The following is a 26,643-nucleotide window of genomic DNA, read 5'->3' on the forward strand; positions in this document are numbered from 1 at the left end:
TTTTCATGTCTCATAAATCGTTGTAATTGTCATGGTTTGGTTATGTAATTCACAATTCCCCACTGAAAAAGGCGATAATTCTCCATATGAATAAAAACCCACTTGAGTTGAGCCTTTTGGCAGAGCAGACATAGTAGATTCAATTTCTTCTTCTGTTCGTTCGCCCAAAAGTAGTCTCCTGCCTACACAACTGATATCAATAGCCAAAACAGGTCCTAATTTTTCCAGGTTATCATTGAGCATCAATTTATTTGCGAGCAGACCTGCTTCATGAGCACTATCAATTAATCGATCAAAATTTGCTCTCATTAATTGCGCATGCCATCCCATTGGAATATCTCCTGCAAATGTCAGGGATTGTTCTTTCTCATTAATAGCAAGAATAGTACGAACCAATTGGGTCTCATCATGTATCTGAGGATTATTAATAGCCAATGGATAAAGTAATCCTGAAGAAGGTAATTCAGAGGCTTTTTCACCTAAATATTCTTTATAAAGTTGTAAAGCCGGTTGATAATCAAGCTCATATAAAATATTGGATTCCGAGCGGGTAATTCGACGAACTGGACCAAAAATATCCCATCCTCCCATAGAAGCATGGCCAATATGAATATCAGAACCATAAAAACCTACCGCAACGGCATAATGATCAAGAATTTTATTATTTAAAATAGCCCAAGTTTTTCCGAATTGGCTGCCATCACCTGCTAATCCACCTGTAATAATGATATTTTGGTTGGCCTTGACCGTATTTAATCCTTGCACGAGTTCCGAACCATTTACATTAAGTCCGTCAGATAAAATAAAAATACTGTGTAGATCGTCTGCTTTTAATTGTTCGGCAATTACCTTGCCAGCATTTTCTGAGTCTTTGCTGTTATTTACCTCAGCTTTTGCAATTTTTAATGATGTTTTAGCAAATTTGATTACAGCAACTGTAATACTACGGTCAAAAAGATTATTGCCAAAAATTTCTCCAGCAGTGGAGCAACCGATGATGTTTGAGTTGGAATAAAAGTTAGCCAATTGTATTATTGGATCTTGAAAATCCTTGAACTCTGGTGCTGCAAAAATTAGAACTAATGTGTTCTCTGAGTCAAGATCAGGAAATTCTTTCAAACTCCATCCTTTATTTTTAAGGAATTGAAAGGTCTTTATTTCCATATATCTCTCCTGTGTAACTCATTTAAGTTTGATGCTGAAAAAAATGATTTTTTATTAGTATAGTGTTAATTTTTGGTATTTACTTGGGCAATTAATTTATTTTGCGGTCAAAAGCAAGGCTAATCCTTTTTAATCTAGATTTTTTTGCTACCCAAACGAAAATTCGTTATGATAAATTTCAATATTTTTCTTAAGGGACCTAGTTTTTATGGAAGGAGAAAAATCACCAGCCAAGAATAAAAAAATGGTGATTTCTGATCGTTGGCGAGAACATTTCCCTGCAGAAAATTCGTTAGGCGTAATCATAATTTTAGTTACTCTAGTCGCTGTATTATGGTTCTATATCTCCAATAAGAAAACGCATAATGTGAGTCCTAAACCTATCCCCGTTGTTGCGGGTATTTCTACAACTCGTGATGTACCTATTTATGTTGCGGCACTGGGCACAGTAACTCCGGTGTATACCGTTACAGTGCAAACTCAAATAAATGGTTTGTTAATGAATGTTCTGTTCAAGGAAGGGCAATTGGTTAAAAAAGGTCAGTTACTGGCACAAATTGATAAGCGTCCTTATGAAGCATTACTTACTCAATATGAAGGGGATCTAAAACGGGATTCAGCTCTGTTAGCGAATGCAAAGATTGATTTAAACCGTTATCAAAAGCTATGGAAAGAAGATTCTATTTCCCAACAAACCTTAGCAACGCAGCAATCACTTGTAGAACAATATGAAGGTAATGTTAAAGCTGATCTGGGTCTCATTCAGAGTACCAAAGTCAATCTTATTTATTGTAATATTATTTCGCCTATTGATGGACGAATTGGTTTGCGTTTGGTTGATCCAGGCAATTTTGTGCAAACCTCAAACACCCAAGGTATTGCAGTGATTACTACCCATGATCCCATTACTGTAATTTTCCCTGTAGCAGAGGATTATGTGCCGCTTATTGCACCGCAAGCTTATGCTGGTAAAGAGATGGAAGTGAACGTTTATGATCGACAACAAGACCATTTACTTGCAAAAGGAACATTACTCGCTTTAGATAACCAAATTAGTACTTCTACAGGAACCGTAAAACTCAGAGCAATCTTTAATAATAAAAAGAACAAATTATTTCCCAATCAATTTGTGAATGTGAAGATATTAGTTGAAACATTGCACCAGGCAACGGTTGTGCCAACAGCTGCTCTACAGCATACAACAACAGAAGATTTTATTTACGTTCTTAATGAAGATAATACAGTAAAAATTCAAACGGTAGTTATGGGACCCGCCAGCGGTGATGATACCGTAATCAAAAGAGGTTTATTACCCGGGCAAAAAGTAGTAGTAAACGGTGCTGATAAATTAATGAATGGTTCCAAAGTACTTGTCCAAAATGAGCACGCATCGAGTGTTCCAGTCCAAAAAAGCCAAAAAGGCTTAAAGGTGAACAGTTTCACATGAGTATTTCAGGTCCATTTATCGCAAGAGCCATAGCTACTTCGTTATTGATGTTTGCGATTTTTCTGAGTGGGGTCCTTTCCTACAGGCTATTACCTGTTTCAGCGCTGCCAGATGTGGAATATCCCACAATTCAAGTATCAACTTTTTATCCTGGAGCAAGTCCGGATGTAATGAGTACTACAGTTACGGCTCCACTTGAACGTCAATTTGGACAAATGCCGGGTTTGGATCAAATGACTTCAAACAGCTCAAGTGGTTCATCCATTATTACCTTGCAATTTAATTTGGATATGAGTTTGGATGTGGCAGAGCAACAAGTTCAACAAGCAATTAACGCTGCAAGTAATTATTTGCCAATTAATCTTCCCAATCCTCCTGTCTACAGTAAAGTCAATCCAGCAGATACACCAATTCTAACATTGGCTTTGACTACAAGTACATTGCCTTTAACTCAAGTAGAGGATTATGCAGAGACACGTCTTGTTCCGAAAATCTCTCAATTATCGGGTGTTGGCTTGGTAAGTATCGGCGGTGGACATCGACCTGCAGTACGTATTCAGGCTAATCCTAATGCATTATCTGCATATGGATTAACTATGGAAGACGTACGTTCCATCGTTATGGCTTCAAATGTGAATGCTGCTAAAGGAAATTTTGATGGCCCACGCCTGGCTTATACGATTAATTCAAATGATCAGCTCTTGTCTGCTGCAGATTATCGTCCATTAATTGTTTCATATCAGAATGGAGCTCCAGTGCGTTTATCTGATGTGGCCCATGTCATTGATGGAGCAGAAAATACGATGCAAGCAGCGTGGATGGATTCAGAGCCAGCGATTATTCTCAATATCCAACGTCAACCTGGAGCGAATGTTATTGAGGTAGCAGAGCGAGTTAAAAACTTATTGAAGCAAATGGAATTGGCAATTCCTGCAGGAATGCATATCAAAGTACTTACAGATCGTACGATTAGTATTCGTTCTTCTGTAGAAAATGTCCAATTTGAATTACTTTTGTCAGTAGCATTAGTCGTAATGGTGATTTTTCTATTTTTACGTAAATTATCCGCAACAATAATTCCTAGTATTTCAGTACCATTGGCACTTGTAGGCACATTAGGCCTAATGTATTTGCTCGGGTTTAGCCTTAATAATCTTACGTTGATGGGATTAACTATTGCTGCAGGTTTTGTGGTTGATGATGCGATCGTGATGATTGAAAACATCATGCGCTATATCGAGATGGGTGAAAAACCTTTGGAAGCCGCTCACAAAGGAGCCGCTCAAATTGGATTTACTATTGTTTCTTTGTCTATTTCTCTTATTGCAGTATTGATTCCTTTATTGTTTATGGGGGATATAGTCGGTCGATTATTTCGTGAATTTGCATTGACCATAACCATAACCATAGCCATTTCTGCATTCGTTTCGTTAACGCTAACGCCCATGCTTTGTTCTCGGCTTCTAAAGCCGCAAAGTGAACGTGAAGTGACTGATTTAGAGCGTTTTCTGGAGCGTCAATTAGATTATCTTATTGAGCGATATAAGAACTCCCTGCATTGGGTTCTTTCCCGACAACCTTTTATATTACTGATTTTCTTGATTACCGTATTAATCACAGGCCTTTTATTATATCTCATTCCTAAAGGTTTTTTCCCCATCCAGGATACTGGAATTATTCAAGGAATATCAGTAGCTTCTGAATCGGTTTCGTTTAAAGAAATGGCTAATCGACAGCAAGCTTTAGTACGTGCAGTACTTTCTGATCCCGCCGTTGACAATGTATCGTCATTTATCGGTATTGATGGTACGAATATAACACTCAATAGCGGGCGTATTTTGATCAACTTAAAACCTTTGGAACAACGTTCTGGTGTTATCGAGGTGATGAATCGTTTGCAATCCAAAATCAATCAGGTTGCTGGGGCTTCTTTATACATGCAACCTGTACAAGATTTAACGATTGATACATTAACCAGTCGCACACAATATCAATACAGCATTAGTGCTCCTGATCGGGAGGAGGTTACTAAATGGTCGCAGCTCATGTTAGAGAAAATGCGCCAATTATCCATTTTGAAAGACGTTAATACTGATCAACAAAATATGGGTTTGGTTACCTCAGTGGATATTGATCGCGATACAGCATACCGATTGGGTATTACCATGCAGATGATTGATGATACTTTATATGATTCGTTCGGTCAGCGGCAAATATCCATTATGTTTACGCAACGAAACCAATACCGAGTTGTATTGGAAGTATTGCCTCCATTGCAAAGAGAATCGATTGCTTTTGACAATATTTATATTAATTCCTCTGTAATTAATTCTTCTACAAATTCTTCAATGAATTCTTCGGGAACAAATAATAATGGGATAAATTACTTGTCGAGTAATTCATTGACAGGCAATTCACAAACCCTTAATTCTTCATCCGGGATGATCTCAAGCGGTTCTGTACCCATTAAAACGTTTTCTCGTTTGAAGCAGTCGGTTGGCCCCTTGGTTATCACTCATAAGGATCAATTTCCCTCTGCTACGCTTTCGTTCAATCTTGCAAATAATGCATCCTTAGGTGATGCAGTGACTCAGATTGAAGCCGTGAAAAATAGTCTCGATATGCCTTTCAATATAGAAGCTGGTTTTCAAGGAACAACAGAAAATTTTCAAAAATCACTCGCTAATGAAGGGTGGTTGGTTGTTGCTGCAGTGGTTGTTGTTTACATCATCTTAGGTGTGCTTTATGAAAGTTATATACATCCGCTTACTATTTTATCTACCTTACCCTCAGCCTCAATGGGGGCATTGTTTGCATTGTATATAACAAAGAATGAACTGAGTATCATTGCTTTAATTGCGATTATTTTATTGATTGGCATTGTATTAAAAAATGCCATTATGATGATCGATTTTGCTCTTGAACAAGAGCGTGAATACAAACTCAAGCCTCAAAATGCAATTTATGAAGCTGCTTTATTACGTTTTAGGCCGATTTTGATGACTACTATGGCCTCCATGCTTGGTGCAATTCCTTTGGCATTCAGTAATGGTATCGGTGGTGAATTACGACGTCCATTAGGTATTGCGATTATTGGGGGACTGATCGTGAGTCAGTTGGTGACTTTATATACGACCCCTATTATTTATCTGACCTTTGATCGTATATCGCGTAAGATAATGAATTATGGCAAGCGCAATTCAGGTGCTGTGGAGACTGGATTGTGAATTTATCCTCCTTATTTATTAAGAAACCTATTGCCACAATTCTGTTAGCGTTTGGATTAAGTTGTGCAGGAATTCTTGCATTTGATTTATTACCTGTAGCACCGTTGCCTCAGATTGATTTCCCAACCATTATGGTTCAAGCTCAGTTACCAGGAGGTAGCCCAGAAGTTATGGCAACCTCAGTTGCAGCGCCTTTGGAACGACAGATAGGGCGAATTGCGGGTGTCACTCAACTTACTTCAACAAGTACTTTAGGGCAAGCCAGTATCACCGTACAATTTGATTTATCGCGTAATATTGATGGAGCTGCGCGAGACATCCAGGCAGCAATTAATGCGTCATTAAGTCAATTGCCCACTAACTTAACTAATAATCCTACTTATCGCAAAGTAAATCCTGCTGACGCGCCGATTATGATTATTGCATTGACTTCGGATAAATATACTCCAGGACAGATGTATGATGTCGCTTCAACTATATTGCAACAAAAGATTTTGCGTATTGAAGGTGTAGGGCAGGTGGGTGTTGGTGGGGGCTCATTACCCGCAGTTCGTGTTGAAATTAATCCTACAGCTTTAAATAAATATGGAATTGGATTAAACCAGCTTGCTGCAACTATTAACAATGCCAATGTGAAAGGGGCTAAGGGGCAGTTGATTCATGATGATAGCGTTTCAGAAATCAGTAATAATGATCAGATGCATAAAGCAAGTGAATATGCCCCACTTATTATTAGCTATTTCAATAATCAGCCAGTACGTCTTTCTGATGTCGCTCATGTATTCGATTCAGTTGCCGACGTTCATACTGCGGGCTTAGCAAACGGGAAACCAGCTGTGCTTTTGGTTTTATTTAAGCAACCCGGAGCCAATGTAATAAAAACAGTGGATCATGTAAAACAAATCTTACCCCAACTGGGGGCATCTATATCCAAGGATATTAAATTAAATATTTTGCTGGATAGAACAACCTCAATTCGTACCTCATTACATGATGTGGAGCTTACTCTGCTTATCGCCATGTGTTTGGTAATTTTTGTTACTTATCTTTTTCTTGGAAGTTTTAGGGCAATGATAATTCCGGGCATTGCAGTTCCATTATCTTTGCTTGGGACTTTTGCGGTAATGAAATTACTAAATTACAGTCTGGATAATTTATCGCTTATGGCTTTAACCATTTCTACAGGTTTTGTGGTCGATGATGCAGTTGTTGTATTAGAAAATATTTCTCGTCATATTGCCATGGGGAAAAAACCACTTCAGGCTGCTTTTGATGGTTCAAAAGAAATAGGTTTTACGGTGCTATCGATTAGCATTTCATTAATCGCGGTATTTATTCCAATTTTTCTTATGAGTGGCATCGTAGGGCGTCTATTTCGTGAATTTGTGGTGACACTTTCTGTCGCAATTCTGATTTCACTCGTTGTCTCCCTAACACTGACACCGATGATGTGCTCTCAAATGTTGCATGAGAATGAAGGAGAAAAAAGCAATTATTTTATGCGCTTTATGGAAAAGGTACGTTCGCGTTATGCAAAAGGCTTGCATTGGGCATTGTTTCACCCACGGGTCATGTTAATTCTTACTTTTGCAACTGTGTTACTTACTACAAGTTTGTTTGTGGTTATACCTAGAGGATTTTTTCCACTACAGAATACGGATCGGATCGCAGGTTCTTTACGGGCAGATCAAAATATCTCGTTTCAAGCGATGAAAAAGAAATTAATTCAATTTGTTTCGGAAATTCGCAATGACCCAGCCGTTGCTAATGTTGGAGCGTTTATTGGTAGTGGCCCGGGCAATAATACAGCCAATGCAGGCTCTATGTTCATTACGTTGAAGCCTACCCAAAATAATAGTCCAACCACCCCTCAGGTTATACAGAGATTGCGTAGCAAATTATCTTTAATAACTGGTGCTACATTGTATATGCAGGCAGCCCAAGATCTGACCATAGGTGGTCGACAAACGGCAGCGCAATTTCAATATACGATAACTTCTGATAATTTAAATGATCTAGCTACTTGGACGCCACGAATTATGGAGCAACTGACAAAGATTCATGGGATTACCGATTTAAATAATGACCAGCTCAATCATGGCTTGCAAACTTATGTGAATGTTGATCATGACACTGCAATGCGTTTTGGGATTACTCCAGAACAGATTGATCAAGTGTTATACCATGCTTTTGGCCAAAGTCAGATCTCGGTTATGTATATGCCAATGAATCAATATTATGTAGTCATGAATGTTGCTCAGAAATATTGGCAATATCCTGCTGTGTTGGATGAAATTTACGTCAAATCATCGGTTGGAGATGAAGTGCCTTTATCTTCGTTTGCCAGTTTTAAGACAGGTTCTACCTTATTATCAGTAAATCATCTAGGCCAGGCTCCTGCGGCAACTTTTTCATTTAATTTGAGTCCGGGAGTATCGTTAGGTGGTGTCGTGAAACAAATTACTGCTGCAATCAAAAAAATGAATCTGCCACCAACCATGCGAGGTACGTTTCAGGGAACGGCACAAGCGTTTCAAGAATCATTTGCAAATGAAAGATATTTGATAATGACCGCTATTTTAGCGGTCTATATTGTGTTGGGAATGCTTTATGAAAGCTTGATTCATCCAATAACTATTTTGTCCACTTTACCGTCGGCTGGAGTCGGTGCATTATTGGCTTTGTTGTTATTTAAGGCAGATTTGAGCATTATCGCTTTGATTGGAATGATTCTTCTGATTGGTATTGTGAAAAAAAATGCCATTATGATGATTGATTTTGCCTTGGAAGTTGAGCGGTTAGAAAATAAATCCCCACGTGAAGCAATTTATGAGGCTGCATTATTACGCTTTCGCCCAATTATGATGACTACAATGGCCGCTATATTAGGTGCCATGCCTTTGGTTATTGGTTTTGGAGTGGGTTCAGAATTGCGTCGCCCATTAGGTATTACTATTGTTGGTGGGCTGATTATGAGTCAGTTACTCACACTATACACCACACCAGTTATTTATTTGGCAATGGACAATGCTGGAACGCGTTTCCGTAATTTTATGAAACGATTTAAGTTACAAGGTGCCTATGGTCACTCATAATCGATTAAAAGCAGTATCTAACCTTGGTGAAGCGAAGCGAAATCTAGTACCTAAGGGTTATAATACTCCCAGTTTTCGCTTCGCTGCACCGAGGCTTAAATTTTTAATTTTATCTTCTCTTTCACTGTGTTCCTGTATGGTTGGACCCAATTATGTGCCTCCAAAACTTGTAGTTCCAACGCAATTCAAAGAAGCCAAAGGTAAAGAAGTAATAGGGTCTGAGCGTAAAAATTGGAAACCCATCCAGCCCCAAGATGACATAGATCGTGGCGAGTGGTGGAAGATTTTCAATGATCCAGTATTGAATGATTTGGAAGATCAGTTGAATCATTTCAACCAAAATATTGCGAATTCAGAGGCAAATTTCAGGCAGTCATTAGCAATTGTAGACCAGGCACGGGCTAATTTATATCCAACAGTAGTAGGTGCCTTTAGTTTGTTCCGACAACGACAGGCTGGAGGAACTACATCAATTATCAGTTCTTCTGGTACGACGGGCACTGCTACGACAGGTATTGTACCTACAGCAACAACAACTACAATTTATACTTCATTTTTGAATGCCAGTTGGGAGCCTGACCTTTGGGGGCTTGTTCGTCGAACCATCGAGTCAGATCTCGCTTTAGCACAATCCAATGAGGCGTTGATTGGGGTGACTCGTTTATCAGCTCAAGGTGCTTTGGCGCAATATTATTTTGAATTACGCACACTGGATAAAGTTCAAAAATATTTGGATGACATCGTAACTGCTTACAGAAAGGTATTACAATTCACACGAAATCAATATGCATCAGGTGTTGTATCGCGCGCTGATGTAGTTCAGGCACAAATCCAACTTGAATCAGCTCAGGCATCAGCAATTAATAATGGAATTTTACGCGGTCAATATGAGCATGCGATTGCTGTATTAATGGGGCGTCCGCCTGCCTATTTTTCATTAAAACCTGCAATTATAAAGTTGAAACCACCAGTGATTCCCTTGGAGGTACCCTCAACTTGGCTGGAACGAAGACCGGATATTGCCCAAGCTGAACGGCTCGTGCAACAAGCGAGTGCTTTAATTGGGGTGGCTATCGCTGCGTATTTTCCCAACTTGACCTTAAATGGAACGGTCAGTGCAGCGGGACATAGTTTTCATCAATTAATTCATAAACCCTCGATCAGTTGGTCTACAGGTATGCAATTGGCAGAAACAATTTTTGATGGAGGATATCGTGCGGCAGGGGTAAGGGCTTCAAAAGAACAATATATGGCCCAAGTTGCCAATTATCGTCAAGTAGTCCTAACTGCATTTCAGGATGTTGAGGATAATCTGGTTTCGTTACGTCTTCTGGAAAAGCAAAGTATAGTCCAGGATAAGGAAGCAACAGATGCGCTTTTTGCACTCAAAATTGTTAAGAATCAATATAAAGCGGGCACAGTTCCTTATTCTAATGTACTTTTGGCGCAAATCAGTGCGCTTACAACGGAACAGGCGGCAACACAAATAGACGGCCTACAAATGACTTCTGCTGTTGGTTTGGTTAAAGCATTAGGTGGGGGTTGGGTTGCCCATCTACCACCCAAGCGTAAAAGTTAATCTCGAGTTAAACTGGAAATTTTCAGATGTTAAATAGATTGACATCGATACATCATCTCTTTAGCATGGGCAAAAACTAAGCGCAATGAGGGATATATGTTGGGATTGATAAGTTTAGAGGATATCTGGTACGTATTAAATGATGAGAATGATCCGGATGATTCTTCATTTTTTTCTTATAAAAGAGCGCGATTTATTGAGCTGTATAAAAAACGTCCTGGATTTTTTCAACCCTACCAAGACGGTAAAGAGGTTCTTGGTGGTGCGCTAGCACCGGTTGTGCATCCCTTGGCGTTTGCTTCTTTGGGTATACTGGGAGTGGTTGTAGGTGTAATTTCTCCACTGGTAAGCGTTGGAGGCTTGATTGTTGGGCTGGGGGCTGCTGCGTTTGGAAATACAAAGCTTTATGATTCATCTCTTGAGGCTGCATCCACATTTTTGTATTTAACCGGCTATTCGCTTGTAGTCGCCGCGGCGAGTCTTTTACTTGCTGCTCTTAGCATTCCATGCGCTTTAGTTACTCTTGGTACTCGTGGTTTTGCTTCTGTCGGTGCTAACGTACTTGAATGTATGAATAATATGGAGACTACTACGGAAGTTCAAACAAGTATGTTGAAATAAAAATTCCATTTTATATTTAAAGAATGATGGGGCACTGAAATGCGGATAATTTTATGCTTTATTTAATTGGCGAAAAAGAAGTAAATTTCATTCTGGATGGACAGACTTTTGAGGAACTCACTCGTCGAGCAATTAACACATACAGAGACCGCCCAGGTTTTTTCACTCCATATAAAAATAGGTATGAATTTATAGGCGAGTTAATTGCTCCGGGCATATACCCATTCGCAGGCATAGTTACTGCTGGATTTTCTGTATATGCTGCAGCTCTTGCAGCAGTTATTTGTATTGGAGCTTTGCTTGTTGCCGCTGGCAGTGCATTATTTAGAGCTCCAAAACTCAGTGATGACGCACTGCAATTTGCCGGTTTTATGTTATGTTTTGCGGGAGTTGCTCTTCTTACAGCGGCTGTGGGCGCTTTATTAGCGATCATTAGTTTTCCTCACAGCCTAGTCTCTGTTGTTACTCGTTCTGCTGCTTCAATCAATGCATTAATTTCAGGTAAAGCTATTGATGCACCAGCAGTATACGATGCTGCTGAAGCGGATGCCAATACAGAGGAGTGTGTTTTCCGATGCATTTAGATAAAAACTGTCTGAGGCCAGCGCATTCTATTTTTATTGATTAAATAAAAGGTCACCCTAAGGAGCTTTTCATCTGATTGGTTTGTTGTCGTTCCAAATAATTCGCTAACATTTTTAATTCCATTTTAATGCGTTTGATTTTATCTTTTAATTTATTTTCTATATCTCGATGGTTTTTAAGATCCCGAGTTATCGCTTCCCTTTTTTCTTGCTGTTGGGTAATAAAGTTAAGCCAATTGATTTCAGCTACTGGATTAATGTTAAGAGAATTCGTGCTCGTTTGATTAATGTGCTCTTCAATTTGTTGAATTTGCTGTTTGAGCTCTTGATTCTTACATTGCGTTGTATATAAATTCAAGTCCAGCTCAAGGAGTTGCCTGTTTAATTTATCTATTAGGGAAGTTAGTGACTGATTCATTATGAGCTTATAGTTCAATTTCGATTAATTTCATCAGGACTTACGAAAAACCCCAATCTCTTTGTTAAAAAATGTTTTTAATTCGGTCATTTAGTCTATCTAAACTCCCTCATTAAAAACATTTTTTGCCTCGACCTTGAGATTTTTCGTAAGTCCTGTTCATACGTTCGTATATTCCGCTTGTATTAATAAACTGAAGATTACTTTTTTTTCATAGAATTCATTTAAAATACAAATGCTGATTAAATCAAACTTAAAAAATTAATACAACTGGATGAAAAAGGTTATTGGTCTGATTGTTAATTGCTCATCATAGTTGATGTTGTTAGAATTCGCGTACTTACAATCTGTATTTATAAAAGGTTTTACTTAATGAAAGAGATTACTCTAACTGCAATATTTGAAGGAACAATCTACAGTATTGAACAACCTAATACGCATTTGCACCAGGTTTTATTTAAAGATTGTAAGGGGGTGCGTATTAACTCAGCTGAGCAGGTTGACCTAAATAAAGATGCTACTCATTTTAAAATGGGTTTTAATGGATGTGGTGTTGACTATGGTGTAAAAGGACTTTTATTCGGAGCAGGTGTAAAACAGCAAAGCGATCAACTTGTAGCGGTGGTTAAAAAGTTAATTAAAGAAGGCTATAAGGTAAAGTTAAATTGTATTGGTTTAAGTCGAGGTGGGATTGCGGCAATCATGGCAGCTATAAAGTTAGCCCACGTTGATGGTTTTCACTTGGAAACAAATTTACTTCTTTTAGATCCTGTACCGGGTAATTTATTTTATGTTCCTTTTTTAGATTTCTTCAATTATACCTTGACCAATAATGCAATTAATTTATCTAGCTCTAAAAATTTAAATTACGTTGAGACGCTCTATCCTTATCTTGAAGTTGGTGATGATACTGAAGAATGGGTGGATCGCGTTCTCGCAAAATTCCATATACCAATCAGACCTACTTATCCGCAACATTGTCAGGTTAGAGAGGAGGTTATTTTAGGAGCACATTTAAAAGCGTTCCAGGATGTTAATAAGGAGAATGATGCTGTTCATTTACGCTATGGGGTTGATGTAATTCCTATAATCAGGAAGCTGAGTAAAGCAATTATGTATCAGTTCCTGGAAAGGGTAGGTAGCTTGGTAGGAGCAGGAGAGAATGTAGAGCAATCTGAGATCATCAATGAATTTCAACGTGAAGGAGCGCAATGGAAGCGTATTTTAGCTGAAATTATCGCCAGTATTATCCCTAAAAGTAGATTATTGCATTCTCAGGATCAGTCTAGGATTACGGTCTCGAATTCAGCAAAATATCTAAATAAGACACATCGTGAGCTGATTGATAAGGACTCTCAGGATCCAGAGGAACTTTGCTTAAAAGTAGAGCCAGAGAGAAATTATTTGGAAAAGAAGAAAGCGCCACTAACAAAAAATGTATTGCTGGATTTGATTGAATTTATCCACAGTAAAATGACTAATGTAAGTAGACAAAGTTCAAAAGGCAAGTTATTAACTAAGATTAAAGATGGTATTGATGTTGAAAACGATGATTTCTTTACTGACGAGCGTTTGAGTTTTATTCTTAGAGATATTCTCGCAGTTGCATTACAACGTGATCGATATAGCTATAGTTTTTACAGCACAACCACTTCTGGACTCGCATTGGTCAATGCATTAAATCAACGCAAATTTATTGCAATTAAAGAGCTACTACAATTTGATGATAAACCAATTGAATACTCGGATTTGACTACTTATGTTTTGGGCCGAAATGATCCAGCACATTTTAATAGTCAAGATAAGAACGTAAATCTTATTCAACTCGCGGAACATTCGCCTGGAGAAGATGGATATGCACTGTTAATTTAGATTGCTATGCGCTCTTTTATGAGCGTGCAGATAGCCAATCAATCAGGTAGTAGTTATAAAAACAATCAGGGACAGTATGCTAAAAAAATCAAAGGAAAAAAATAAAACAGATATCCATTACCATGAAGGCGAACGACTCATAAATATTCTTTTTGTAACGGCTATTTTCATTTGTTTCGTCACAACAGGGTACATCTCATGTTTCAGTGGCTAAAAGAATGGTGGTACCAACGCATCATACGTCATTCACCTATAACCGATGACCAATGGAATGGCGTGTTTCAAAATTTGCATTTGCTAAAACGCTTGAGCGAAGAGGAAAAAATAAAGCTTAAGCGATTAGCCATTTTGTTTCTTTACTATAAGTCACTGGAAGGGGGTGGAGGTCTGCAAATAACGACTGCGATGCAATTAAATATTGCGCTACAAGCATGTCTTCTAATTTTGAATCTTGGTCTCGATTGGTATGATGATTGGGTTTCAGTTGTGATATATCCCGATGCCTACTCGCATGTAAGCAAGACAATCGATGAGTTTGGTATAGAACATTTAGGCAGGTCCAACTTAAGTGGAGAGTCGTGGCAGCACGGCCCCGTCATTATTTCTTGGAATGATGCATTACATCATGGTGGAGCGAATGGGCGTAATGTAATAGTTCATGAATTTGCTCATAAATTGGATATGCAAAATGGCAGGGCGAATGGATTTCCCCCACTTCATAAAGGAATGTCAGCAAAACATTGGTCTGAAGCGTTTAACAATGGATATGACGATTTGATAAGCCGTATCCAAAAAAATGATCCCATTCCAATTGATCCCTATGCGGCTACATCACCAGCCGAATTTTTTGCAGTATTTTCTGAATTATTTTTTGAAAATCCGCAAGTAATCAGACAATACTATCCTGACATTTATGATTTACTCACTCAATTTTATCGTCAAGATCCACTTGGAACGGATGGTTTTTAGCCTGGGTGAAGGGCGAAGCTGCAACTGGAGATTTAACAACCACTCCCGGATCCCACTTCGTTTCACCCAGTTTTGATAATTACCAACTGAATGTATATCGTGTCTCTCTCGAGCTCCATCCATCAGTAATGTGAACTTCGAGCTGTCGTTCAGAGATCAGATTAAACTCGATTAATGAACCCCAATAAGGATTATGAAATTCAAAGCCTTGTTTTGTTTGTCCTGTTGTGAGCTTGCAAGAAACTTGCCGAGGTTCAGGAGCTCCAAGACCGTCACCATAACTTAAATCCAATTGAGTAGATCCCTGTGACTTACCTGCAGAAGCTACTTCATTCAACCAGTTACACTCGATTTTAGCCGATTGAGCGTGTTGATTTTTGAGCTTTAAACAGCTTCTATGTGTACTGATGCATGGCTTGGCAAAACACGCACCAGCTACTAAACCCATTAAAAGAAAAGTATAGAATTTTATCATTTATTATGCCTATCAGTTTGGGTGAGATGTTTTTATCATCGTTATTGAAGTGTTGTCAATGGTTTAAAAAGTTACTATTTATTGAAAAACCAGAAAATAAGCGTAATGATTAGACTAATTAAAATGCATGCAGTAATAGGAAAATAAAAGGTAAAGTTGCATTTCTTAATGATGATATCACCAGGTAATTTACATAAACCTATTTTTTTATAAGTGGCCCAAAAAAAATACCAATTATTAGCAAAATAATGGCTATGATACAGCCTAACCCATGCTTGGCTAGATTACTTTAACCAAGCACATATTCAGATTCATTGATTAATCATAGATTGGGTAAATTCAGTAGGCTTTCCGTATCCCTATTCGATATACATATTTGTGAGGGAAGCTCATATTTATGCTCCAACCCTGTCGAAGGAATCTCGCGAGGAAAAAGCCTATTTCTACTTTGCACAGGAGGTACAGACGAACGCTCAGCATGTACCTCCTGTGATGGAGGCAAGTATCCTATCAGTAATCGAGAACTGGAATTAGGTTCTTTTTCCTGAACAGGTTTTTCTTTCTGGAAGTAAGCTTTTAATTCACTTACTCCAAGTCTAATAAGGTCTAATCCATATATGGGTGCATTGATAATGGCTAGGGTAGCTAATTTAATACCCAGGAGAGTGAATGAAGCTGCAAGGAAAAGGAGTACATCGGTAATTATTACCAATTTAGCGGCTGGAGATACTATCAAAAATACGGGTACCAAAAGAACAGTCAGTGGACGTGTGATAAAAATTGCGCCCAGTTTATTGAAAAAGCCTTCTGGCAATGGGCTAATGATGCTCTTTACAATAGCCTTAGCCTGTAATTGCATCTTAGTAAAAACACCGGGGTAGTTTTCATCATTGGTTCTCGTTTGCTCAGTATTTCTTTTATAATTCTCAATTTCTTTTGCAAACTGTTCTCCAGCAAAAAGATTGAATAACCAATTATTAATACCATCAGCTAAAGAAGTAAGCTTAAGGATTAAAAAGCCAGTGATTATCAAGCTGACTTCTGCGAGAATTAAACCGATATTAATTATCCATGATGCGGTATTAGCCAGCGAGCGAAAAGGCTGATAATAACGTTGGTAAAGTAAAAAATGATACAAAAATAGTTCATTAATTTTCTTCCATAAAGCTTCGCCTGCTTCAAAAGGATCCGCTTCAAAATTGCCAAGTAAATTATCTTCCTTATAACGATTGGATATTATTTTAAAAATCTCATCTGTTATATTATGCTTCTTTAGACGTTCGTGCAGTTTGGGCTGGGATTGTTCTATCTTATCAGGATGAAAGACTAAAGCTAATTTTTTAAATAAAGCCTTTTGCTCTTCTTTTTCGACCGAACTAAATGCCTTATCAACGTGTTTTTCGATCTGAATTAACAAAGCTGCATTATCAGATGTCTTAGGTGGTTTATCTTTTAAATCCTCAGCAATTGCATTAATCAAATCTGAAGTAATTTGACCTAGATTACTCATTGTCCTCTACTTGTAAATGGAAATAATCAAATTGAACTATGAAAAATCATAGTGACCTTATATTGGTTGCATTATGGCAAAAAAGAAGGATACAAATCCAGTGATATTTTAGCAGCTCCTTTGAGAGCGGTTATTGACGAACGATTTGATTAAACACCATTTTTAGATAATCCTGGCTGTATTCACAACCAGGATTTGAAATTATTTTTAATGTGTTGTTTAAAGAGGCAATTAATAAACAAGAGGCTCTGCGTTTGGAATTGCGCTCTCTTGTTCCGAGCGCAGTATCTTGGCTTCTTCTTGAGCCAAGCTTGCCTCATAACGTAACAACTCACTTGTTTTAAAGAATCGACGCGATTGATAACAAGTCTTTTGACGTTCTTCTTTTTCAATCCGCTCAATAACAGGTTCAGTTTCGCGGAACTCCTGTTCCGTTAAAGCAACTTGTTCTCTTGACGTTTTATCCAGGTAGGATGCAAGATCGAGCTTAGTCTGTTCAATAAATTGTGTTATGAGATGTATTCTGGTTACATCCAGCTTTTCTTTATGATCTTTTAAAGCATCAAGATACTCAGTTTCTTTCTTGCGAATAGGAACCAGAGATTTTTCTAACTTCTCGATTTTCTCATTAATTCCGTCAATTGAGCTTTCATTTGTTTCGTTAAGAAACCACAATTTCAACTTTTCCAAATTGGAGTAGTTTTTTACACCCCCATTTTCAATTTCCCTTTCCTTTGCACTGATTTGTTCTTTAATTTTATTGATACTATCTTGAGTTTCCTTAAGCTCTTGATTTTTAATTGTTTGCTGCTGGAGAAGAGAAAATAAGGGGCCATCAGGTATTTTGCCAAAAATCACTTGCAATCGATTTAGGTCCACAGGATTTTTTTTCCAATCCCATCCTTTCATTTCATCAACATATTCCATTTTTTGTCGAATTAAATCAGGTAGTTCGCGGCGATCAATATTCGACTCATTCCAATCAAGAGTTGAAAGTGCTTTTAATCTGAATAGCTTTTTAAAATCGGCTTGTTTTCGTTCTGGAAGAGCTTCAATAGCTGTTTCATCAGCTAACTTGAGAAGAGCGTCCTTATTCTCATCAAGGGTAGATTGAGCCGTTTTGAGTTTTTTTCGTTCTGACTCTACTCGTGCTAGAAATGAGGATTGATATCCAGTAAATCCCTCTTGTAAAGGAGCATCTTCAACTTGCAGTTCTATATAAGATTGAATCCCATCCGTGCCATTTTGAATACGAATTTTTTTGGGGTCTACTTTTAGTAAAGCAGCAAATTGGGACTTCTTTTGCGAAAATAGGCTTTCCTGAACATCTTGAATAAGCCCATCATCTTTACCCAATTCTTCTATGGAGCGTGCAAGTTGTTTTTGTAATGCATTAATTTGATTTAAATAGGGCTGATACGCTTTATATGTGCTAAAGCGTTCAGTTGCTTCATATAATTCATGAATAATATGACTTGGATTATCCTTGCTTTGATTACTTATTCTTAGTAACTCCTTTTTCAGGTGTTCCCAAGTAGGATCATTGGTTTTAAAAAAATAAGGCGAGGTTCTTGTCAACTGTTTACGAAAGGCGGCAATCTGATGTTCTGAAACCACTTTATCGTGACAATTTTGTCTAAAATCAAGATCACAATGTGGGGCATTATTTAATGAGTCAATAGCATCAAGTGCATCATTAATTACCTTTCGAGGTGATGAGTGACTTATTGAGAATAAATATTTATCTTTTAAAATGACTTTATGTTGTTGAAGCGCAGTATAAAGATCACGAATTATATTTTGATCCTGAGGCGAATCGATTAAGTTATGAGCCAAGTTATAAATCTCCAATGCTGCATTCTTGGCTTCAGTTCGTTCAAAAATTGCATGGAGCGGAACTGGATTTTCTATTACCCAAGCAAATTCATTGACTAAATATTCGGCTAATTTTTTCATAATTTCTGCATCGTATCCCGTTTGCAGCTCATCTAAATTGGCATCTTCTGGTAAACCTAAATTTCGATAAAGAGTCGAAAAACTAAGGATTAAGCCCTGCATTTTAAATTGTTCAACCAGCGAAAATTTCTTAAAATCAGAGCAATGGCTTAGAATTAAAGGTTTCATATTGGCCAATAATCCCTGAATTTGATCACTATCGGCGTCTTTTAATTTATTTTGATAAAAGTTAATGATGCTTGCAGCAACTTCTTGTTGCTCATCTCCGTGCAGTACTTTATTTTTTTGTTCGATGAGTTTGTCAATTACATTTCTGACTATTTCGGGTACAAAGTATGAATTTTGTGATGTATTCTTAGGGAAAAATACTTTTATCGCATTTGGACAAACAGCACAAAACTCCCCAATCAAATTGGGCAATATTTGTTTGCTTTGTGCTAATTGTAGTTGTTTTCTCGCTTCATCTGAGGGGTTGGTATACTCAAGAACTGCCCCTGCTTTATCAGCAATCACAGTTTCAAGGTTTTGGTGCATTAACGCCTTTTTTCCCGCAGTAAATTCTTTGCTATTTTGGTGCAGCTTCGTTTGAATATTTAATTCCTGGAGGAAATCTAATTCTTTTAAATACTTAAATCTTAGAGATTGCTCGCTACTCATATGAGCTTTTGCGGCTTTTGCTGCCCATTTTTCTTCGCGAGCAGACTCCCAAATTTTGCTCGCTGATTTTTTAAACTGAGCAATACTTTCATATAGAGAAGCCTCAGATACACTTGCATCCTGCGAACGAGTCAATTCACTCAAAAGCATTTCACGCCATTGATAGAGCTCATATAGCATTTTAGGATCATCAGGATAGAGCTCGAGGAGCAGGCTTTCCCACGATTCAATTTGAAGCATCAAAATTTGTTGTGCTTCGTCAATAGCTTGAGTGTATGTTCTGTCGACAGTAGCTTGTAACTTGATTTTATCTCGTACCGCCTCTATTGTATGTTCATTAATACGTTGACGAGTCCAAGGGAACACATAGTAAAAAAACTTATTGAGTAAATCCTCTGGTGGTTTTACTTGATAAATTGGTAACCATTCACCAGGTTTTCCATTACGAGCAGCGCGACCAGCAATTTGGGTAGTCATTCTTTCGGTATCAGGATAAGTTTGAATCACAAATAAACCTTTAGGATGATCTCCTGTATTGATGTCTATCCCTTTTGCAAGCATTGCAGTACCTACAGTAATGGTATTGGCTTGGCCTGCTTGCTTAATGATTTTATCCAACTCAGCAGAAGATTCCTTGCCAGTAATAATCTGGATTTTGAACCCTTGCTCTTCATAGATTTTTAAGCTGTTACCAATGGCCTGTGCTTCATCAAAATCTTCATTAACGATAAGAATGGGTTGAGTTTGCGTGTGACTCCACTTTTCAATGGCGTTTTTTCTTTGCACAATGAGCGTTTCATCATAGGGGAGAATTGTTTCATCAGGATTGATTTCCATCGTCGGCTTGGTGACAGGGCGCTTAATCTTTTTAAACGTTTCATGTATTGCCTTGATGGTTTCACTCCGATCAAAGGTAAAAATAGGCGGATGGTTTATGCGTTTGTCGCCTGCATAAGGCGCTACACTGATTGCCTGAGTTCCCAGTGAGGTAGCTAAACTTTCCAGCTCGGCTTTATCTCCCGGAGTAGCTGAGATTCCAAGCAGACGTCCTAATGTTTGTTGGAAAAACTTGATTAATCCTCGTGCAGATTGGCTACCAAGCACTGAGGGAACTGTGTCAATGCAAATATACTGAGCTTGATCTTTACGCTCTGCTTTTAAGCGAGCTTGTAATGCCTGTTGCACAGATTCAGTAAAAATTGAGCCTGTCTTAGGAGTACTACGAATTAGAGGGACACAGGCGATTTTCTTGGTAATTTCTTGACCAGCTTCATTTTTCTCATTAATAGGCTGCATTATGAAATGCTTGTTTTCAACTAGAGTTGCGGCGATACAGCTCGCATGAATCCATTGTTTCAGCTGAGTATTACTCGATGCCATCAAATAATTTTGTTTTTCAACATCACCATTAAATTGCTCATTGATTTGCTTGTTGAGAAATAGTCGGAATTGGTCCAAATCTTCATCTTCATCCCAGGCGGGGTTAAGGTTACGAAATCCTGGAAGATTAATGAATTGATATGCAAGTGGATAAATCCACTGTGCAGGATTGTTCGTATTAGCAGCTTCGACTTCTGCAACGAGTTTATAAAGCGTTACTTGATCTAACAGTGCATCGTCACATTCATCCAAAACAATATGGACTGGACCATCAGTTTCAAGTTGTTTTTCCACTTGCGCTATCTTTGCTGCCAAGTGGAAACTGGCCATATCCTCAACTGTAGAGCAGTTAATTCCATTCGGTATGAATGATTCGATGGGGCTATTACTTTGGATTAGCGCGGATTTAATTCCCAGAAAATTAAAAAATGGCTCACAGCTGTTTTCATAATCTCGAATCAGTAGGGTTGGGTTGGCCGTCCATTGAACCACTGTACCACCTTGTGCCCATTGTAGAACAGAAAGCATAGGCGTATTGATACTTTTTCCTTCGCCTGTTTTGATGCGCATTAATAAATTAGATGATGGATCTTCTAGGGCGAGCAATAGAACAAGTATTTGTGTTGTATTTGGAAATAAACCCGTAGTTCGGAAATAGATTTCTCTTAAATGCGCTAAGAGTTCCAAATGAGTTACTTCTCGTTGTTCTGGGCTTAGTTTTTGCGAACGCAATTGTTGCAGTAAGGTGCTGGCTTTTTCTTTTAAATCATGACGCGAGCAAGCGGTTAATCCTTTTAAACCGGTAAAATCACCAGGATTTAGCGGATCGGTATAGCCTAATGTTTCTATATATGTTAATTGTCTTGCAAGCTTCATTTGTAATGAGTGAGGTAAATCTTCTTCATGAAGCAAATCTTGCAAATTAATTAAGGCATCTTTTATTCGATCTGTTGCAAATTGTTTAGCCAAATCCCTTTTTTCACCGGTTTTAGCAAAAGGGTTCGTGTCAAAGCTTAGATAATAGGCATTAATTTTTTCGGAATCATGTGCGATTAGAGCCGAGTTGAGGCTTTGTGCATTAGGGTAGGGAGGAGTAGTAAATAATTTCAGGACTTGATCTACATCAGCAGGTAAACGCCGTTTTAATCCTTTGGTGATTTCCAATAATGCAGGTAAATTTACGGTAGAATCTTTTTTGCTTTTAGCTAAGCCGGTCAAAATCGTAGCTACTTTTGCTCTCTTCTCTGCTGGATTGATTTCAGCCAATTGTTCGAGGATATGAGGGTAAGTACTCAGATTTTGGTTGTTATCCTGTGAGATTCTATTGAGTAATGCAATACAAAGTTCAGGTTGATCTATATTATTAGTCAAGAATAATTGGGTCTTTTCAACCATTTCTTGAATGAGTCCTGAATTGGTCGTGGATAGTCCTGCTAAAATTTGAATAATTTGCTTGATAATTAATGATTTGATCTGTTCCGGAAGATCTGATTTTTTGAATTTATTTAATACCGCAAGTGGGAACGGCGAAGTGCTTTTCAAATTATGGGCCATGCTCATTTTGAAGAACATAATTTGAGTTTCTGGCTCAAGATCCTGTAAATTAAAAAGCTCAACCAAGCCATCGATTGCCCGTTCAATTGCAACACCATCCGCACCAGGATGTTCCTCTAAAGTTTCGGTTGTCAGTTTTAAATAAAGATCCAGTTTCTCTGAATCGCTTTTAATTAGCTTATTAACTAGAGTATGCTTTTGTTTATAATCTAAGCGAGCAAGAGTCCCCGTGCTAAGTTGTTTGTAGATTTTAATGAATTGTTGAGGCAGCCGATCATTGATCTCAATCAGTAAGTTGAGATAATTTGCTATCGACTCAATTTTGTTTTTATAACTTTGCAGTGCTTGGTCAGCGGGAGCATTTTCATCGATTAAAGCCGCTTCATCAAGGATGCTTTTTTCAAATTCAGGATCTTGGGTATTTAACTGCTGTAATGTTTTTTTCAAAGCAGGTAATACTTTTTTCTGGATTAGTTCCTCTTTGAAGAAGAACGTTAAAGAATGCGTCTCATTAAAAGAATCCATCCAGGATAGACAGGTATCCAAATCCAAGTCGTTGACAATCTTTTTATTCAGGGGATTGTCAAAGAAAGATTTCATTTGAGACAAAAACAGATTATGTACGGGGCCTAAAACAGCGGCAAACGCTTTATTTGTGGTTTGATCTGTAGCTTTTCTTTTTCCTGTGAGCAGGAAACTTAAAATATATTCCCCTTTTGTCCCTCCAAGGAAGAGACTATACATCCCTTCGAGTAATGCAGGTTTTTTTTCTTCAAAAAATCGAAGTTTTTCAATTACCTCTGGAAACTGAGGATTGGGCCCTTGTAGCAGGTTAACTAACTCTTCAACTGCATCAAAAAGTGGTATGAGTTCTCGATTCAGTTGATCGCGTAATTGCTGAGGAACAATGAAATTTTGTAGGTTTTGCTGTAATGCGGCTTTGAGTATATCTATTTTAAATACAGCACTTCTTTTTTTAATTGCATCAACTAAAGCATCAACAATTAAATCATCGAGCTTGGAAATATCTCCATTACCGAGGACACAGCCAGGAAAAGGATTATTTTCAATGATAAGTGCTTTTAACCATGTTTCCTGTTTTTCTAAAGTTTTACACTCAGGAGGGATGTTATCTTCTGAATTCGCAAGTACCTCCAGCAGTGCTTGAATTTGTTCTGCTTTAGGTAGTGCTTGTGACTTTGAGATATTGATTTGACTTAAAATACTTAATACGGTGCTCTGAAAGGGCTCTCCCTTTCTATCTTTTATCCTTTGAAATCTGAGTAACAATTGACCAATTTGATCTTGGCTTAAATCAGCCTCATCGAGTTTTGCGAATAATTTGATGATCTCTGGGGATAAGTCCTGACGATTCTTTTGCAGCATCGCAGTAAAGGATGCAGTAACTTCCAGAGTGAATTGCTCTATTTCGGGTGGAGCAGTTTTTTGAATACGCTCTTGCAGTGTATTGAGTAATTCAAACCCTTCATTTTCCAAACACGCTACCAGTGGAGCAATGAAATCATCTTTGAGGTTTTTATTAGGAAATTCTTTTTTAAAATCAATACATTGCCTTATTAATGTATTAATTTGCATCAATGAAGGGCTGGGTTTGAATTTAAAACACCGTGAGAAGGCCTGCAGTAAATCAGTACGATCGTTTGAATCCAGCCCTTGTAATGAATGAATACAGTGATTTAAAGTTTCTTTCCATTGTGCAGCACTCAGGGCAGCATTATTTGCAAAAGAACATGTTAAAATGAACGTTAATTGATTTTTCTGAACTGAAGTCCAGGAAGCAAGTTTTTCAATTTCACGAAGTTGATCCTGGATGTCAGTTAATCTTATTTCTGACTTCCAATGTTGGCCCATATATCTAAATAGCCAGGGTTTTAGTTCATAGGGTTCTTTGTCGATTTGCTGATAAATGAGTTCGGGATCCGTTATGGTATCCTCTGGCTTTTCAATCTGCATACAGGCGGCAACTTGATTAAATTGCTCTGAAGCTGGTTTTTGCAACATGGCATAATGTACGCCTGTTGCCCCCCAATTAAGTTCCGATAGAGAGAGGCACTGTTCTTGTGGATTCTTAGCATGTTCTATTACATCCAATACCCGATTTAATGTAATGAGAAAATGTCCCTTGTGACGAATCGGACATGGATTAGGCAGCGTAAGACTTTTTTCTGCAATGCGTGGGAGAAGGATTTGAGTATAGGCATCAAAAAAGGTATTAAAATCAAAACTGTTCCTGTCGTACTCTAGATGCGCATTAACCAGCGTATTCCACCATTCTTTTTGTTCTGAGGGGAGTTGGGTCAGTTTTTGCAGATTTTTAATCCCTCGCGTACTCAAAAGTGAATTTTGTACCTCAGGATTTTTAAGAAACTCAAGGTCAATTTTTTTATTCAAACAGGCATTAAGCAGTCTGACCAATAAATTAGTGTGTGCTTCACCTCCAAGTACATATTGCTTACAAAGTAATGGAATAATGAATTCATCATGTTGCGTAGGGGAGAGCGATCCATTTGATTTATACAATTGAAGTAAAAACGTTTTGATTTCATTTTCATATGCAGGGACGAGGCGAAGCAGCGTGTTTTTTTGATCAGGTGAATACTTGGTTTCCAAAAGCATAGAAAGAGTATGTTGTGGAAGATGAGGTAATAGCGCCGTTACTTCCTCAACTGAAGGTAACGTAAACGATTCTTGTGTTTTGAGTACAGGAGCTAAAGCAGAGGGGAGTTTTCTTGGTGCATCAGTATAACAAAGCGCTTTTTTGTCTTTGTTAATATAAAATCCTTTAGGAAGATTGCCTGGGATAATACCATCACGAAAGGCATAACTATGTTCTTTTATTAAGGGAAGCGCCGATTCTTGCAGGTTGTCAATCCCTAATGCCTTGAGTTGTTTGATTAATTCAAGTAGCTCTGTAGACTCAATCGGTATCGTGATGAGATCAGGGCTTCCCACATGTTCAATCTGATCGGGATGAATCGCTTCCTGGACACTTGGAGGGGGGGGGAGAAGGATGCTTTTTTGAATTTGGATGCGCGCACGGACAGCAGGGGATTTAGAACTTAACGCATACTTTAATGGGTTAATTTTCGGTTCGCTGGATGTATTTTTAAGTAAGGTTTCTGCTGTTTTATTTAATGCTGTTCGACGCGCATGAAGTGCGAGTCTATTTGATGCTTGTTGGTTTTCTGGAATTTTAAAAATAAAGAGGCGCTTACGATCATCGTTAATAAAGTTGATCAGGCTATCAATATCATGTTCAGCGAATTGTTTTGAATCAAGCTCAATTTCTAAGGGAGTGTAGTTTATTTCAGTTTCGTATGCAGCAATGAGATTTTCTAGTAAGGATTGAATGTATTTATTTTGTGAATATTGTCGCACAGCAAAACTCCTAGAATCAAAGCAAATAAATAAAAGAATACATCTTTATTATTAACAGGAGATTAAGCATTAAAGATGCAATGAATATTTTTTATTTCACAAATGGTGAAGCGTATTATAATGAGAGAAAATGAATGTATACAATGCGGTGTGTAAATAAGTTATTCATTGGATCTTTTTCATCATCTGCATTTTCCTTTATCCTGCATTAACTCCATATATGTGGTGCTCATTTACTTCACAAAAGCTCCATTCTTCGAAACAAAGATAACTTGCACTAAAACAAAATCTAAAGATCCCTTTTTTATTCGTTCTTTAAGAACTGCGCGTATTAACTTTCTGTAAATTAAGTAGCTTAAAAAATTAATTTCTCATTATTTTCGATTATAAAATAAACTTATTTAACAAAAGTGAAAAATTTACTTGACAGATCTTGGGCAGCTCATTAAACTGCGAACCTAATTTTGGGGTTATAGCTCAGCTGGGAGAGCGCTTGCATGGCATGCAAGAGGTCGGCGGTTCGATCCCGCCTAGCTCCACCATCAACATCTTTGATGTTGATGGAGAAAACGTTCAAGGTCCCCATCGTCTAGCGGCCTAGGACACTGCCCTTTCACGGCGGTAACAGGGGTTCGAACCCCCTTGGGGACGCCACATCAATGATAATTCAATCATTTGGCTCTTCCCCAAATCAGGGGGCACTAATCAAGAACACAAAACTTTAACCCTTAACCTA

Annotated in this window: 14 protein-coding genes and 2 tRNA genes; 10 read left to right on the top strand and 6 right to left on the bottom strand. The window is 38.0% G+C overall.

Annotation, left to right across the window (positions count from 1 at the left end):
- Positions 1-3 precede the first annotated feature (3 nt).
- The gene (locus DGG96_RS14355) at positions 4-1,164 is read right to left on the bottom strand and encodes an FIST signal transduction protein (protein ID WP_110143343.1); all 1,161 of its coding nucleotides are present in this window, start codon (positions 1,162-1,164) and stop codon (positions 4-6) included.
- Positions 1,165-1,372: 208 nt separating this feature from the next.
- Here DGG96_RS14355 and DGG96_RS14360 point away from each other — a divergent pair, with 208 nt between their 5' ends.
- The 6 genes from DGG96_RS14360 (at position 1,373) to DGG96_RS14385 (ending at position 11,717) form a co-directional block, all read left to right on the top strand.
- Positions 1,373-2,611 carry an efflux RND transporter periplasmic adaptor subunit gene (locus DGG96_RS14360; protein WP_110143344.1) on the top strand — a complete coding sequence of 413 codons (1,239 nt, stop codon included), beginning with the start codon at positions 1,373-1,375 and terminating at the stop codon, positions 2,609-2,611.
- On the top strand, positions 2,608-5,838 hold the full coding sequence (locus tag DGG96_RS14365) for an efflux RND transporter permease subunit (RefSeq protein WP_110143345.1): 3,231 nt from the start codon (positions 2,608-2,610) through the stop codon (positions 5,836-5,838). The genes DGG96_RS14360 and DGG96_RS14365 overlap by 4 nt, the downstream gene beginning before the upstream one ends.
- Positions 5,835-8,933, top strand: coding sequence for an efflux RND transporter permease subunit (locus DGG96_RS14370; RefSeq protein ID WP_110143346.1), 3,099 nt, complete (start codon positions 5,835-5,837; stop codon positions 8,931-8,933). Before DGG96_RS14365 ends, DGG96_RS14370 begins: the two co-directional genes overlap by 4 nt.
- A complete protein-coding gene (locus tag DGG96_RS14375; protein ID WP_110143347.1) occupies positions 8,920-10,512 on the top strand; it encodes an efflux transporter outer membrane subunit in 1,593 nt (530 codons plus the stop codon). The genes DGG96_RS14370 and DGG96_RS14375 overlap by 14 nt, the downstream gene beginning before the upstream one ends.
- Before the next feature lie 96 nt (positions 10,513-10,608).
- Positions 10,609-11,133: a hypothetical protein gene (locus tag DGG96_RS14380; RefSeq protein ID WP_110143348.1), complete on the top strand. Its 525-nt coding sequence runs from the start codon at positions 10,609-10,611 to the stop codon at positions 11,131-11,133.
- A gap of 53 nt (positions 11,134-11,186) precedes the next feature.
- Positions 11,187-11,717 carry a hypothetical protein gene (locus tag DGG96_RS14385; RefSeq protein ID WP_110143349.1) on the top strand — a complete coding sequence of 177 codons (531 nt, stop codon included), beginning with the start codon at positions 11,187-11,189 and terminating at the stop codon, positions 11,715-11,717.
- Between the two features lie 52 nt (positions 11,718-11,769).
- Here the strand turns inward: DGG96_RS14385 and DGG96_RS14390 are convergent, their stop codons facing one another.
- Positions 11,770-12,135 (bottom strand): hypothetical protein, encoded by a 366-nt coding sequence (locus DGG96_RS14390; RefSeq protein ID WP_110143350.1) that lies wholly within the window; start codon positions 12,133-12,135, stop codon positions 11,770-11,772.
- 372 nt (positions 12,136-12,507) lie between these two features.
- Here DGG96_RS14390 and DGG96_RS14400 point away from each other — a divergent pair, with 372 nt between their 5' ends.
- A complete protein-coding gene (locus DGG96_RS14400) occupies positions 12,508-14,007 on the top strand; it encodes a hypothetical protein (protein WP_110143351.1) in 1,500 nt (499 codons plus the stop codon).
- A 198-nt stretch (positions 14,008-14,205) separates the two neighbouring features.
- On the top strand, positions 14,206-14,976 hold the full coding sequence (locus DGG96_RS14405) for a M90 family metallopeptidase (RefSeq protein ID WP_110143352.1): 771 nt from the start codon (positions 14,206-14,208) through the stop codon (positions 14,974-14,976).
- 79 nt (positions 14,977-15,055) lie between these two features.
- Here DGG96_RS14405 and DGG96_RS14410 read toward each other — a convergent pair whose 3' ends face one another.
- From DGG96_RS14410 to DGG96_RS14425, 4 genes are all read right to left on the bottom strand, one after another.
- Positions 15,056-15,451, bottom strand: a complete 396-nt coding sequence (locus DGG96_RS14410) for a hypothetical protein (RefSeq protein WP_110143353.1) — start codon at positions 15,449-15,451, stop codon at positions 15,056-15,058.
- Between the two features lie 74 nt (positions 15,452-15,525).
- On the bottom strand, positions 15,526-15,714 hold the full coding sequence (locus tag DGG96_RS21360; protein ID WP_325049873.1) for a DUF2905 domain-containing protein: 189 nt from the start codon (positions 15,712-15,714) through the stop codon (positions 15,526-15,528).
- A 59-nt stretch (positions 15,715-15,773) separates the two neighbouring features.
- Entirely contained in the window at positions 15,774-16,961 is a 1,188-nt protein-coding gene (locus DGG96_RS14420) for a PDDEXK family nuclease (protein ID WP_110143354.1), read from the bottom strand.
- Positions 16,962-17,192: 231 nt separating this feature from the next.
- Positions 17,193-25,907: a helicase-related protein gene (locus DGG96_RS14425; RefSeq protein WP_110143355.1), complete on the bottom strand. Its 8,715-nt coding sequence runs from the start codon at positions 25,905-25,907 to the stop codon at positions 17,193-17,195.
- A gap of 466 nt (positions 25,908-26,373) precedes the next feature.
- Here DGG96_RS14425 and DGG96_RS14430 point away from each other — a divergent pair.
- Positions 26,374-26,449: transfer RNA gene (locus DGG96_RS14430), tRNA-Ala, on the top strand.
- 36 nt (positions 26,450-26,485) lie between these two features.
- Positions 26,486-26,561, top strand: a tRNA-Glu gene (locus DGG96_RS14435).
- Positions 26,562-26,643: the final 82 nt, after the last annotated feature.

Source organism: Legionella qingyii (assembly GCF_003184185.1).